The sequence below is a fragment of the Pseudomonas sp. 8(2025) genome (assembly GCF_052665325.1).
Window position 1 is genome coordinate 27,551 of record NZ_JBQOIE010000023.1, and the last position, 11,783, is coordinate 39,333.

At 65.7% G+C, this 11,783-nt stretch carries 12 protein-coding genes and 1 pseudogene; 8 read left to right on the forward strand and 5 right to left on the reverse strand.

Features of this window, described 5'->3' with window-relative positions; genetic code table 11:
- Positions 1-351: 351 nt before the first annotated feature.
- From peaA to peaD, 4 genes are all read left to right on the forward strand, one after another.
- A complete protein-coding gene (gene peaA, locus ACUXVH_RS28985; RefSeq protein ID WP_125063724.1) occupies positions 352-1,932 on the forward strand; it encodes a quinohemoprotein amine dehydrogenase subunit alpha in 1,581 nt (526 codons plus the stop codon).
- A gap of 79 nt (positions 1,933-2,011) precedes the next feature.
- Positions 2,012-3,445 (forward strand): quinohemoprotein amine dehydrogenase maturation protein, encoded by a 1,434-nt coding sequence (gene peaB, locus ACUXVH_RS28990; RefSeq protein ID WP_445496563.1) that lies wholly within the window; start codon positions 2,012-2,014, stop codon positions 3,443-3,445.
- A 1-nt stretch (position 3,446) separates the two neighbouring features.
- On the forward strand, positions 3,447-3,770 hold the full coding sequence (qhpC, locus tag ACUXVH_RS28995) for a quinohemoprotein amine dehydrogenase subunit gamma (RefSeq protein ID WP_011062399.1): 324 nt from the start codon (positions 3,447-3,449) through the stop codon (positions 3,768-3,770).
- 23 nt (positions 3,771-3,793) lie between these two features.
- A complete protein-coding gene (gene peaD, locus ACUXVH_RS29000; RefSeq protein WP_011062398.1) occupies positions 3,794-4,912 on the forward strand; it encodes a quinohemoprotein amine dehydrogenase subunit beta in 1,119 nt (372 codons plus the stop codon).
- A gap of 105 nt (positions 4,913-5,017) precedes the next feature.
- Here peaD and ACUXVH_RS29005 read toward each other — a convergent pair whose 3' ends face one another.
- From ACUXVH_RS29005 to ACUXVH_RS29015, 3 genes and pseudogenes are all read right to left on the reverse strand, one after another.
- A complete protein-coding gene (locus ACUXVH_RS29005) occupies positions 5,018-5,419 on the reverse strand; it encodes a lysozyme inhibitor LprI family protein (RefSeq protein WP_262212733.1) in 402 nt (133 codons plus the stop codon).
- Between the two features lie 37 nt (positions 5,420-5,456).
- Positions 5,457-5,906 (reverse strand): GFA family protein, encoded by a 450-nt coding sequence (locus tag ACUXVH_RS29010; RefSeq protein ID WP_225368814.1) that lies wholly within the window; start codon positions 5,904-5,906, stop codon positions 5,457-5,459.
- A pseudogene (locus tag ACUXVH_RS29015) lies at positions 5,880-6,779 on the reverse strand (ADP-ribosylglycohydrolase family protein); the annotation flags it as partial. The pseudogene ACUXVH_RS29015 and the gene ACUXVH_RS29010, both read right to left, overlap by 27 nt.
- 133 nt (positions 6,780-6,912) lie before the next feature.
- Between ACUXVH_RS29015 and ACUXVH_RS29020 the strand changes: the two are divergent.
- Complete coding sequence (locus ACUXVH_RS29020; protein WP_011062395.1) at positions 6,913-7,371, forward strand: SRPBCC family protein; 459 nt, start codon at positions 6,913-6,915, stop codon at positions 7,369-7,371.
- A gap of 78 nt (positions 7,372-7,449) precedes the next feature.
- Positions 7,450-8,253, forward strand: a complete 804-nt coding sequence (locus tag ACUXVH_RS29025; RefSeq protein WP_011062394.1) for an aminoglycoside phosphotransferase family protein — start codon at positions 7,450-7,452, stop codon at positions 8,251-8,253.
- Between the two features lie 334 nt (positions 8,254-8,587).
- On the opposite strand, the gene ACUXVH_RS29030 is transcribed toward ACUXVH_RS29025, so the two are convergent.
- On the reverse strand, positions 8,588-9,913 hold the full coding sequence (locus ACUXVH_RS29030) for an aminotransferase-like domain-containing protein (RefSeq protein WP_015636436.1): 1,326 nt from the start codon (positions 9,911-9,913) through the stop codon (positions 8,588-8,590).
- An 87-nt stretch (positions 9,914-10,000) separates the two neighbouring features.
- Here ACUXVH_RS29030 and ACUXVH_RS29035 point away from each other — a divergent pair, with 87 nt between their 5' ends.
- Together ACUXVH_RS29035 and ACUXVH_RS29040 are read left to right on the forward strand one after the other, a co-directional pair.
- Entirely contained in the window at positions 10,001-10,633 is a 633-nt protein-coding gene (locus ACUXVH_RS29035; protein ID WP_220223050.1) for a LysE family translocator, read from the forward strand.
- A 24-nt stretch (positions 10,634-10,657) separates the two neighbouring features.
- On the forward strand, positions 10,658-11,002 hold the full coding sequence (locus ACUXVH_RS29040) for an antibiotic biosynthesis monooxygenase family protein (protein WP_445496568.1): 345 nt from the start codon (positions 10,658-10,660) through the stop codon (positions 11,000-11,002).
- Between the two features lie 4 nt (positions 11,003-11,006).
- Here the strand turns inward: ACUXVH_RS29040 and inhA are convergent, their stop codons facing one another.
- Positions 11,007-11,693, reverse strand: coding sequence for an isonitrile hydratase (inhA, locus tag ACUXVH_RS29045; RefSeq protein WP_041119270.1), 687 nt, complete (start codon positions 11,691-11,693; stop codon positions 11,007-11,009).
- Positions 11,694-11,783: the final 90 nt, after the last annotated feature.

Below are 11,783 nucleotides of genomic sequence, written 5' to 3' on the forward strand. Positions count from 1 at the left end.
GCGGGGGTGATTCTGCGGCGCCGCCGGATAAATGCAAGATCCAATTGCAAAGAAAACCAGCGGTACAGCCTCGTCGCCGGCCTTGAGAGCTGTTCTGGCGCTGGCTAATCGCTGTCTCAGACTGAGACGTTTGTCTCGAAATTGAACGTCGGGTAACACCCGCAAGCCCGCCAGGGACCGGCGTCTTCGCCCAAGTCGTTGATTCCGGGTTCTTTTATAAGCTGGCACGCTCCGTGTATTGCATATCAGCAGACGTTTCTCTTGCCTCCATGACCGGGCGTGCCGGGCATGGCAGAAACCATAAAAACGACTCGCTAAAAATAAGAAAGCACCGTGGGAGGTTTGACGTTGATGAAGAGAAGACTGCGCCTGAGGCTCAGTGCCAGCCTGCTGGCCATTGCCACCTGTACCGCCTTGCATGCCCCTTCGAGTTTTGCCGCGCGGGATGCGCAGAGCATCCTCAAGGAAACCTGCCAGGGTTGCCACACCCCCGAGGCCGGGGAAGCCCTGAGCCGCATCAGCCACCAGCGCAAGACCCCGGAAGGCTGGCTGATGAGCATTGCCCGCATGCAGACCATGCACGGGCTGCAAATCAGCGATGACGACCGCCGCACCCTGGTCAAGTACCTGGCCGATACCCAGGGCCTGGCGCCCAGCGAGACCGACGGCGTGCGCTACGCCCTGGAGCGACGGCTGAACACCGTCGAGCATTTCGACGAACAGACCACCCAGATGTGCGCCCGCTGCCACTCCGGCGCGCGGATCGCCCTGCAACGCCGGCCGGCCCAGGAATGGGAGCGGCTGGTGAATTTCCACCTTGGGCAATGGCCATCCCTGGAGTACCAGGCGCTGTCCCGGGACCGGGAATGGCTGCCCACCGCCCTCAAGGAAATGGTGCCGCTGCTGGCCAAGCGTTATCCCCTCGACAACCCCGCCTGGACAGCCTGGCAACAGGCCCGCCCTCAAGCGGCGGCGCTGGCGGGGGACTGGAGCTTCAGCGGCCACCTGCCGGGCAAGGGCGAACTGGCCGGGGTGATGAGCGTCAGCGCCGGGGAAGGCGATCAGTTCAAGCTCAGCGTCAAGGGCCAGTACGCCGATGGCAGCCCGTTCAATGGCGAGGGCAGCGCGATCCTCTACAACGGCTATGAATGGCGCGGCAATGTCACCGTGGATGGCGTGGTCATGCGCCAGGTGCTGGCGGCCCAGGGCAATGCACTGCAAGGGCGGATGTTCGAGGCCGAGCACGACGAGCGCGGCCTGGACTTCATCGCCGCCCGGCAAGGCAGCCAGCGGTTGCTGGCGGTGCAGCCGGGTTACCTGAAGGCCGGTGAGGAGGCCGAGGTGACCCTGGTGGGCGCGGGCCTTGCGGGCACTCCGAGCTTCGGCAAAGGGGTGGAGGTCGTGCAGGTGCTGGAGCAGAGCCCCGAACGCATCCGCGTCAGGCTCAAGGCGGCGGCCAGCGCCCAGCCGGGGCTGCGGGAAGTCAGCGTCGGCAGCCTCAAGGGCGCGACGCTGGCGGTGTACCAGCGCATCGCCGAGGTCAGGGTGGTGCCGGCATTTGCCGTGGCGCGGATCGGTGACGGCGGCGGTTCGACGCCCAAGGTACAGGGCCGCTTCGATGCCGAAGCCTGGGGCAAGGGGGCCGACGGCAAGGCCTACCGCATCGGCGTGATGCCGGCGCAGTGGAAGGTCGAGGCCTTCGACGCCCAGGCGGCCAAGGATGAAGACGTCAAGTACGCCGGCAGCATGCAGGCCGACAGCGGCGTGTTCACCCCAGGGGATGCCGGGCCCAACCCGCTGCGCAAGATGTCCACCAACAACGCCGGCAACCTCAAGGTGATCGCTGCGGTGGAGGAGGGGGGCAAGGCCCTGACCGGTGAAGGCCAGCTGATCGTCACCGTGCAACGCTGGAACAATCCACCCATTCCCTGAGGGGCGTCGAGCGATACCGGCAGACACTTTCAGGCAATGACCGCAGGCCCCGAACGCGGGGCAGGCACAGGAGGTTGTAATGGGCGCAATTCTGAATCTGGTGGAGCGCAACCTGCATGAAGTGCAGGTGGACGCCAACCGCATGCTGTTCCATATCCCCAGCAGTTCGCTGTTTGCCAGCGATGCCTTGACCGGCAGCATCATCGATGCGCTGCGCGGCCCGGGCTGTACCCCGGAAGACTTGATCCAGCGTCTGGCCGGCGCCTATGACGGTGCCGACGTCAGCGACACCCTGCGCGAGCTGATGGCCCTGGAACTGGTCAGCGACGGCTCGCCCCTGACCCCGGAAATCGGCGTCAAACGGGTCGAACGCACGGCGATCAATACCGTGGTGCTCAACGTCAATACCGGCTGCAACCTGAGTTGCACCTACTGCTACAAGGAAGACCTGGACAAGCCCTCGGCGGGCAAGAAGATGGGCCTGGACACGGCCATTGCCTCGGTGGAAATGCTGCTCCAGGAGTCCCCGGACGAGGAGCGCTACACCGTGGTGTTCTTCGGCGGCGAACCCTTGAGCAACCGGCCGCTGATCGAGGCCATGGTGGACTACTGCGAACAGCGCTTTGCCGCGGCCGGCAAGTTCGTCGAGTTCGTCATGACCACCAACGCCACCCTGCTCACCGAAGAGGTGGTGGACTACCTCAACGCCCACCGCTTCGGGCTTTCGGTGAGCATCGACGGGCCCAAGACCGTGCACGACCGCAACCGCATCACCGTGGGCGGGCAAGGCACCTATGACGTGGTGCGGCGCAAGGCGCAGATGCTTCTGGAACGCTACGACAGCCGGCCGGTGGGGGCGCGGGTGACCCTGACCACCGGGGTCACCGACCTTGAGACCATCTGGGATCACCTGTTCAACGAGCTGGGGTTTGCCGAAGTGGGGTTCGCCCCGGTGACCTCGGGGGACATCAGCAGCTTCAACCTCAGCAGCGAGGAGCTGATCGAAGTCTTCGCCAGCATGAAGCGCCTGGGCCGGCGTTACCTGGCGGCGGGACTGGAGCACCGCAATATCGGCTTCTCCAACCTGCACCAGCTGATCACCGATATCCACGAGGGCCACAAGAAGGCGCTGCCCTGCGGCGCCGGGCTGAAGATGCTGGCGGTGGACCACAAGGGCGAGCTGAACCTGTGCCACCGCTTCACCGGCTCATCCCTGCCGACCTTCGGCAATGTGCATGACGGTGGGGTCAAGCAGATGGAGCTCAATGACTTCCTGTCCCAGCGCCTGGACCGCACCAACACCGGCTGCGACAGCTGCCGCATCCGCAACCTGTGTTCCGGCGGCTGCTACCACGAGAGCTATGCCCGCTACGGCGACCCGGCGCACCCGACGTATCACTATTGCGAACTGATGCGTGACTGGGTGGATTTCGGCATCGAAGTCTACAGCCGGATCATGGCGCACAACCCTGCGTTCATCAGCAGCTACATCACTCCGCGCAAGGCTCACTGACATGAAACATCTCAAGCCGATCAACAACAAAGCTCAGAAACTGACCGAGGCCGCGGCCCAGGACCGTATCGAAGAAGTGCTGGCGATGAACTCCGTGGCCGGCTGCGCCTCGACCACCGACCCGGGCTGGGAAATCGATGCCTTTGGCGGCGTCTCGTCGCTGTGCCAACCGATGGAGGCCGACCTCTACGGCTGCTCCGACCCTTGCTGGTGGCCGGCCCAGGTGCCGGACATGATGAGCACCTACCCCGACTGGAACAAGGACGCCCAGGCCTCCAACGACAACTGGCGCAACCTCGGCACCGTCTTCCCCAAAGACAAGTAACCGGACAGCACAAGGATTCCAGCATGCGAGCTATCACAGTGTGCGGCCTGGCCGCCGGCGCGGTTCTCAGCGCCTGTTCTTTCACCGCCCTGGCCGACGAGGGCCTGGCCCTCAACAGCGGTCACGAGTACATGGTGACCACCAATTACCCGAACAACCTGCACGTTCTCGATCTGGCCACCGACAGCCTGTACAAGACCTGCAAGATGCCCGACGCCTTCGGCCCCGGCACCGTGCAACTGTCGCCGGACCGCAAGATCGCCTACGTGCTGAACAACCACTATGCGGATGTCTACGGCGTCGAGCTCGACAGCTGCAAGCAGGTGTTCCACGCCAGCATCACCCAGCATCCGGGGGAGAAGGCGCGCTCGATGTTCGCCTTCACCGTCAGCCACGACGGCAAGGAGCTGTACACCGTGGCCAACCCGACCCTGTTGCTCAATGACCGCTATGAGGTCAAGGAGCCGCGGCTGGATGTCTACGCCACCGATGCCGGGCTCGACGCCAAGCCGCTGCGCAGTTTCCCCGCGCCGCGCCAGCTGACCATCATGCAGAGCGGCGACGACGGCACCCTGTATGTGGCCGGGCCGGACCTGTACAAGGTCGACGTCAAGACCGGCAAGTTCGAGGTGCTGATCCCCAGCCGCCACTGGAAACGCCCCAACTACAGCGCGCCGGACGTGCTCTACGTGTGGAACCAGCAGACCTTCCGCCATGACTTTTCGCTGCTCTACACCGCGGCGAAGTTCAAGGACAAGAAGCAGGACCCGGCTACCGCCGAGCCGCTGTACGGGCTGTTCAGCGTCGATCTCGCAACCGGCAAGACCGAGACCACCGACTTCGGCCCGCTGACCGAGATCTACTTCAGCGGCATGCGCTCGCCCACGGACCCCAACCTGATGTTCGGCGTGCTCAACCGCCTGGCCAAGTACGACATCAAGCAGAAGAAACTGCTCCAGGCCGCGACCCTGGAACACTCCTACTACTGCATCTCGTTCAACCGGGCCGGGACCAAGATCTACCTGGCGGGGACCTTCAACGACGTGGCGATCTTCGATGTGCAGAGCATGAAGCAGATCGGCAAGATCACCCTGCCGGGCGGCGACATGGCCATCACCACGGCGCAGATCTTCGTGCGCTGACCTCGTCTGCACCCGCCGGCTCTTGTTGCAGGGGCCGGCTTGCCGGCGAAGAGCTGCGCAAACCGTGCGACGCCCTCGCCAAGGCGTTCGCCGGCAAGCCCGCTCCTACTGCCCTGGTACCGGGCAGTTCAAGTCGCCTTCCATGCACTTCAGGTAATTCTTGAAGCTCTCCACCCGGGCCTGGGTCAACGTCGTGATGCAGTTGCTGTAGCCCACCGGGTAAAGGCTGCCACCTTCCACGCCCGAGGTGGCAAAGCTGCACTCGGCATCGCGGAACGCCACCCAGGCGCGCTGGGCGCTGACCAGCAGCTTTTTGCTGTGTGGCTGGTCTTTCAGGCGCTGGTTGATCTGTTGGTAAAGGGCGTTCAGCTCCTTGTCCGCGGCCTTGTGCTGGAAGTTGGCGCACAGGCTCATATCGGTCTGGGTGGTGTTGTTGCACTCATAGGCCTGGGCCAGTGGAGCAAGCAGCAGCAGCGGCGCAAGGGCCAGCAACAGGATCGGACGCATGGAAAGTCTCGCAATCGGTCAATGAGGAAGAAACAGTCTAGCCGCGGCTGGGTTGCCACTCGGGCCAGCGTTGCAGCGCTTCGTCGGCCAGCCAGGGCACATCGTGGGAGGTCCAGATATGCACCTGTGGCGTCTGCCCCGGATCATCGTCCAGGGTCGCCACCCGCAGGATCACGTGGGGCTGCCCCGGGCGCTCCGCCAGCAGGTGAGAACCGCAGACCGAGCAGAAGTGCCGCAGCTTGCCCGGGGACGATTCGTAGGTGCTCAGGCGTTCCTGGCCCTGGGTCCACTGGAAGTGTTCGCGCATGACTCCGGCGGTCGAGGCAAAGGCCGCGGCGTGGGCCTTGCGGCAGGTCTGGCAATGGCAGTGGCCGATGGGCATGTCCAGGCGGTCGACCCGGTATTGCACCGCCTTGCACAGGCAACTGCCATGCAGCGGCCGGGCAGGCGCGCGACGCCGGGCGGCGGCCAGCAGGTCGTCGGCCATGGCCTGGATCTCCTCGCCCATGTGCAGCTTGGCCAGCCAGTGCGGCGGTATGCCCTGGGCCCCGTAGAAAGCTCCGGCCAACTGGCCGACGATGGCGGCGGTGGTGTCGGCGTCGTCCCCCAGGTTGGCGGCGGCCAGCACTGCTTCGGCATAGCTGTCGCTGTGCTGGAAGCACCAGAGCGCGGCCTCCAGGGAGTCGACGCAATAGCCGTTGCCGCGAATCTGGTCGCGGGTTTTATCCAGGTAATTGCCCTGGGCCAGGGCCGCGACCTTGCTCTCGCGAAAGCCCTGGGCGTCGAGCCGTTGCAGTTGCTGCTTGCTGGCACCGTCCAGGGCCTTGGCGATCAGCCCGGCCAACAGCTGGCAGCATTCGATGGCTTCGGCGGCGCTGTGGGTGGTACGCGAACTGGCCCCGGCAAACTCGCGGACCTGGGCCAGGTCGGGGTAATGGAACAGCACCACCGGCGCCAGGCGCATCAGCGAGCCATTGCCGGCGGTCTGCGGGTCGCTGGGGCCCGCCAAGGGCTGGCCGTGTTCCTGATAGTCGGCCAGGGCCTGGCGCACCGTCATGCCGATATCGAAGCATTCGCCGGTGGCGCTCAGGTAGCCCCATTGCCACCAGTTGAGGTAGCGGCCCATCTGGTCGGCGGGGTCGAAACCGTCCTTGCGCAACAGGCTTTCCCCCAGGCACAGGGCCATGGAGGTGTCGTCGGTCCACTGTCCGGCCTTGAGGTTGAACGGGCCGCCGCCCAAGAGATCGGTGACCGGGGGGAAACTGCCCCGTGGCTTGAATTCCACACTGGTGCCCAGGGCATCGCCACAGGCCAGGCCCAGCAGGCTGCCACGGTAACGGTCGGTGAGGGTGAGGGGCATGGCAGGTCCTTTGCAGAGGTATTGGCGCCGGCGACAGTAGCATTTTTCGTTCTGGGCAATCAGTGGGTCCTTCGGCCAGATAAAGGTTGCGCTCGATTCAGAGAGGTCTAGTGTTCATCACTGGAGGTGGCCCATGAATTCTTCAGATCGCATCGAACGCAAGATCCTGCTCAAGGCCGACCCGGCCCAGGTCTGGCAGGCGCTGAGCGAGGCCGAACGCTTCGGCCGCTGGTTTGGCGTGGCCCTGGCCGGCCAGCAGTTCATACCCGGCCAGCGGGCCCGAGGCGCGGTGACCTACCCAGGCTATGAGCACCTGACCTGGGATGTCCTGGTGGAGCAGATGCTGCCCCAGGAGCTGTTCTCCTTCCGCTGGCACCCCTACGCCATCGATCCCGCTCAGGACTATTCGGCAGAGCCCAGCACCCTGGTCCGGTTCGAACTGGAAGAGCACGCCGGTGGTACCTTGCTGCGGGTCACCGAGTCGGGCTTCGACGGCATTCCCGCCGAGCGCCGGCTCAAGGCCTTTCGCATGAACAGCCGGGGCTGGGACGAGCAGATGAGCAATATCGAGAACTACCTGCAGCAGGGTTGAAACAGGCAGTTGCAAGCGGCACGTTGCAGAGCCAGGCCTGTCGCCTGAAACTGGCCGCTTCCCGTCTGGAGCAGCCCCTTGTTCGAAACCTATATGAAACGCTGGCGCCTGACGCCCGATGGCGATCCCATCGTCACCCCGGGCAGCCGCCTGTTGCCGGTGCGTCTGCAAGACGGTGCGCCGGCCATGTTGAAGATTGCCCTGGATGAACACGAGCAGGCCGGCAACCGGCTGATGGCCTGGTGGGCCGGGGAGGGGGCGGCGCGGGTTCATGCCCAGCAAGGCGATGCCCTGCTGATGGAGCGGGCCATGGGCAAGGGTTCGCTGATGCGCATGGCCCTGGCGGGCCAGCACGATGAGGTCAGCCATATCGTCTGCGCCACCCTGCAACAGTTGCACCGGCCACGGGCACAACCGCGGCCGCCGCTGGTGTCGCTGGATCGCTGGTTTGCCGACCTGCGCGAGGCGGCGCCGCAGCAGGGCGGGTTGTTCCTGCGCTGCCTGGCCGAAGCCGAGCACCTGTTGGCCACGCCCCGGGAACCGGTGGTGCTGCATGGCGATATACACCACGACAATGTGCTGGACTTCGCCGAGCGCGGCTGGCGGGTGATCGACCCCAAGCGGGTCCATGGCGAGCGCACCTTCGATTTCGCCAACCTGATCTGCAACCCGGACCTGCCCAGCGCCACCGACCCTGTGCGCTTTGCCCGCCAGGTGCAGGTGATTGCCCGGGCGGCGCAACTGGAGCCGCGCCGGCTGGTGCAGTGGGTGCTGGCCTTCAGTGGTTTGTCCGCTGCCTGGTTTCTCCAGGACGATCATCAGCCCGGGGCGCAGCACCAGCTCAAGCTCGCGGCTTTGGCCGCCCAGGCACTGGAGGGGTGAACTAGGGGTTTGCGTAAGTGCGGTATAGCGAATTTCCTACACGCGCTGTAATTCAATGCGCCTTCTGCGCACCGGGCTTTGTGTTTAATCTTCTTTCCCACAACTGCAGCGCAGGAAGCGCTCAGGATCAGGGAAGGTCGACCATTAGCACGGATGCTGCAGACAGGAAGTCATGATGGTCTTGGAAAAAACCCGCTTCGGCGGGTTTTTTTTCGTCCGGCATTTCGTGCCTGCAGCCTGGGTGCAGTGGCCGCTTTGATACTTCATGCAGCGGAACATGAACGTGGCAGGTTCTTTTCAGCCTGACGCTAAGCGCGGGCTTCTGCAGGTGTGCTTAGCGGGTGATTTCGTTGCGGACCTTTTCCAGAGCCTGCTCCAGCAGCGGCAGGCCGATGGAGCCCAGGGCCAGGCGCAAGGCCTGGGGCACATGGGCGGTGGTGGCGAAGGGCTCGGCCGAGGTCACCGTTACCCCCTGATGTTCCAGGGCCGCCACCACGGCATCGGCCCGCCGTCCTTCCGGCAGTTTCAGCCAGAGAAAATACGATGAGCCATAGGCCTGGTAATCGCAGCCCTTGAGCACCCTCCGGGCCAGTTGCTGGCGGCTGCGGGCATCGTTGCGCTTCTGTTCTTCCAGGCTGTCCACCAGCCCCGACTCGATCCAGCGGCAGCCCAGGGTCACGGTCAGCGACGGGGTGCTCCACGTGGACACGCGGATCGCCCGTTCCAGGGCCGGGATCATCTCCAGGGGCGCGACGATAAACCCCAGGCGCAAGCCCGAGGCGACGCTTTTCGACAGCCCGGAAATATACAACGTGCGCTCCGGGGCCAGGGTCTGCAGCGGCGGCGGGGCCGGTTCGGCGAGGAAGGCGTAGGCGCCGTCCTCGATCAGCAGCAGGTCATGCTCGCGGGCCAGTTGCGCCAGGCGCCGGCGTTCGGCCAGGGGCATCACCGTGCCCAGGGGGTTGTGCAGGGTCGGCATGCAGTACAGCGCCCGCACCGGGCGCCGGCGGCACAGGGCCTGCAGGGCGTCGAGGTCCATCTGGCCGTTGTGCTGGGGCAGCGCTTCGAGGTCCAGGCGATGGACCTGGGCCAGGGTCTTGAGGCCGGGGTAGGTCAGGGCGTCCACTGCCAGGATGTCTCCGGGCTGGAGTAGCGCCAGCAGGCTCACCGCCAGCCCCTGCTGGGCGCCGTTGACGATCAGCACCTGCTCGGCGGCGACGCGGATCTCGCGGTTGCGCAGGTGCCGCGCCGCGGTCTGGCGCTCATGGGGGCGGCCGCCCTGGGGCGCGGAATGCAGCAGGGCATCCAGGTCGCCGGAGGCGGCTATCGCCCGCAGCCCCTCGCGCAGGCTTTCCGCCTGGCCGGGCAGGGACGGGTAGTTGAACGCCAGGTCCACCGAGGCGGCGCTGGCCGGGTGCTGTTCCAGGCCCATGCCCCGGGGCAGGCTGGTGTCGCGGACAAAGGTACCGCGCCCGGGCTCGCCCACCACCAGGCCGATGGCTTCCAGCTCGTGATACACCCGCAGCGCCGTGGCCAGCGCCACCTGCTCGCTGGCCATCAGCGCCCGCACCGTCGGTAGCTGAGTGCCTGGGCACAGCTGGCCGGCGCGGATGCGCTGGGCGAAGTGATCGACGATGGTTTTGTAACGGGTACGGCGCATGCTCGGCCACCTCATGTATCTAGAACACTTTTTTGTTTGTATCAGATAGGGCGCCTAATCTAGCGGCTTTTGCGCAGGAGCGCTCACATGCCGGACCTTTCCACCCTGTCGATCTTCCTCGGCGCCGTGCTGCTGTTGCTGCTGTCGCCGGGACCCAACATGGCCTTCGTCATCAGCCACGGCGCAGCCTATGGCTGGCGCGGTGGGGTGGCATCGGGGCTGGGGATCGGCGCAGCGGATATCGGCCTGACCCTGCTCACGGCCACGGGCGTCACCGCCGTGGTGGCCAACTGGCCGCCGGCGTTCGACCTGATCCGCTATGCCGGGGTTGCCTACCTGCTGTGGCTGGCCTGGAAGGCCCTAGGCCAGCGGGGGGGCCTGGACCTTGCCGATACACCCCGGGTGCCGCTGGCCACGGTGTTTGTCCGGGCCCTGTGCAACAGCCTGCTGAACCCCAAGGCGCTGCTGTTCTTCATGGTGTTCCTGCCGCAGTTCGTGCGCCCCGAGCACGGCAGCATCGCTGTGCAACTGGTGGTCCTGGGCTTGCTGCTGACCCTGGTCAGCGGGGTCTTCCATACCAGCCTGGGGATCTTCGGCGCGGCCTTGCGCCGTGGCTTGCCCGGCAGCGATTCGCGGCTGGCCCGCTGGCAATCCTGGCTGCTGGCGGCGGTGCTGCTGGCCCTGGCCCTGCGCCTGGCGCTGCTGGCGCGTCCGCTCTGATTCATCAGCCAATGGAGTTTGACCATGTACATCGCCGCCTTTATCTACCAGCCGGGCCAGCGCGACGAGGAGTTCCACTGCCTCAGTGCGCTGATCGACGAAATTGCCATCAGCCTGCCGGGCTTCGTCGGCGCCCAATCCTGGACCAGCGCCGACCAGGGGCTGATCAACGCCAGCTATTACTGGGAGGACGAAGCCTCGATCCAGGCCTTTGCCAGCCACCCCAGGCACATTGAAGCCAAGCGCCAGTACCGGCGCTGGTACGCCGGTTATCAGGTGGTGATTTCCAGGGTCGAGCGCACCTATGGCGATGGCGCCATCACCCAGTTGTTGGGCAATGCCCGCCAGGGCCCGGTGCGCCGTGCCTGAAGGCTCAGCCGGCTGCCAGCCGCGCGGCCGCGCGCAGGGTGATTTCCCGGCGCTTGTGCAGCGAATCCGCGGCGCGTTGGCGGGCCTGCTGCACCACGCTGGCGGGGGCGGTATCCGGGCTGCCGGCCTCGAACGGCGGCGCCGGGGCGTACTCCAGTTGCAGTTGCACCCGCTGCGCGGTGGCGGCGTCGAACAGTTCGGCGGCCAGGGTCAGGGCGAAGTCGATGCCGGCGGTGATACCGCCGCCGGTCAGCAGGTTGCCGTCACGCACCACCCGCTCATGCACCGGTATCGCCCCCAGCGGCGCCAGCAGTTCGTGGTAGGCCCAGTGGGTGGTGGCGCGCTTGCCCTGGAGCAGGCCCGCGGCGCCGAGCACCAGGGAGCCGGTGCACACCGAGGTCACGTAGCGCGCCCGGGCGGCCTGCTGGCGGATGAACGCCAGGGCCTGCGGGTCTTCCATCAGCGCCCCGACCCCGGTACCGCCGGGGATGCAGATCACATCCAGCGGCGGGCAGTCGGCGAAGCTTGTGGTGGCCTGCAGCACCAGCCCGGAGCTGGCCACCACCGGCCCCGGCTCCTTCCAGATCAGGTGCACCTGCACATCCGGCAGCGAGGCCAGTACGTCGTGGGGACCGGTCAGATCCAGTTGCTGGACCTCGGGGAACAACAGAAAACCTATCTGCACTGCCATTGCCTGTTCCTTGTGTCGATGAAGTGGACGGCTTGACTCTAGCGCTCTAGGATTTGGCGCATACGCCAACCAGCCCTCGATTTACGCCAA

Excerpts from the sequence above, each read along its gene's own strand:
- ACUXVH_RS29030 (WP_015636436.1), bottom strand. The coding sequence starts at position 9,913 with ATGCGCCGTACCCGTTACAAAACCATCGTCGATCACTTCGCCCAGCGC.
- qhpC (WP_011062399.1), top strand. The coding sequence starts at position 3,447 with ATGAAACATCTCAAGCCGATCAACAACAAAGCTCAGAAACTGACCGAG.
- ACUXVH_RS29010 (WP_225368814.1), bottom strand. The coding sequence starts at position 5,906 with ATGGCCGACGACCTGCTGGCCGCCGCCCGGCGTCGCGCGCCTGCCCGG.
- ACUXVH_RS29005 (WP_262212733.1), bottom strand. The coding sequence starts at position 5,419 with ATGCGTCCGATCCTGTTGCTGGCCCTTGCGCCGCTGCTGCTGCTTGCT.
- peaD (WP_011062398.1), top strand. The coding sequence starts at position 3,794 with ATGCGAGCTATCACAGTGTGCGGCCTGGCCGCCGGCGCGGTTCTCAGC.
- peaA (WP_125063724.1), top strand. The coding sequence starts at position 352 with ATGAAGAGAAGACTGCGCCTGAGGCTCAGTGCCAGCCTGCTGGCCATT.
- peaB (WP_445496563.1), top strand. The coding sequence starts at position 2,012 with ATGGGCGCAATTCTGAATCTGGTGGAGCGCAACCTGCATGAAGTGCAG.
- ACUXVH_RS29040 (WP_445496568.1), top strand. The coding sequence starts at position 10,658 with ATGTACATCGCCGCCTTTATCTACCAGCCGGGCCAGCGCGACGAGGAG.
- ACUXVH_RS29020 (WP_011062395.1), top strand. The coding sequence starts at position 6,913 with ATGAATTCTTCAGATCGCATCGAACGCAAGATCCTGCTCAAGGCCGAC.
- ACUXVH_RS29035 (WP_220223050.1), top strand. The coding sequence starts at position 10,001 with ATGCCGGACCTTTCCACCCTGTCGATCTTCCTCGGCGCCGTGCTGCTG.
- inhA (WP_041119270.1), bottom strand. The coding sequence starts at position 11,693 with ATGGCAGTGCAGATAGGTTTTCTGTTGTTCCCCGAGGTCCAGCAACTG.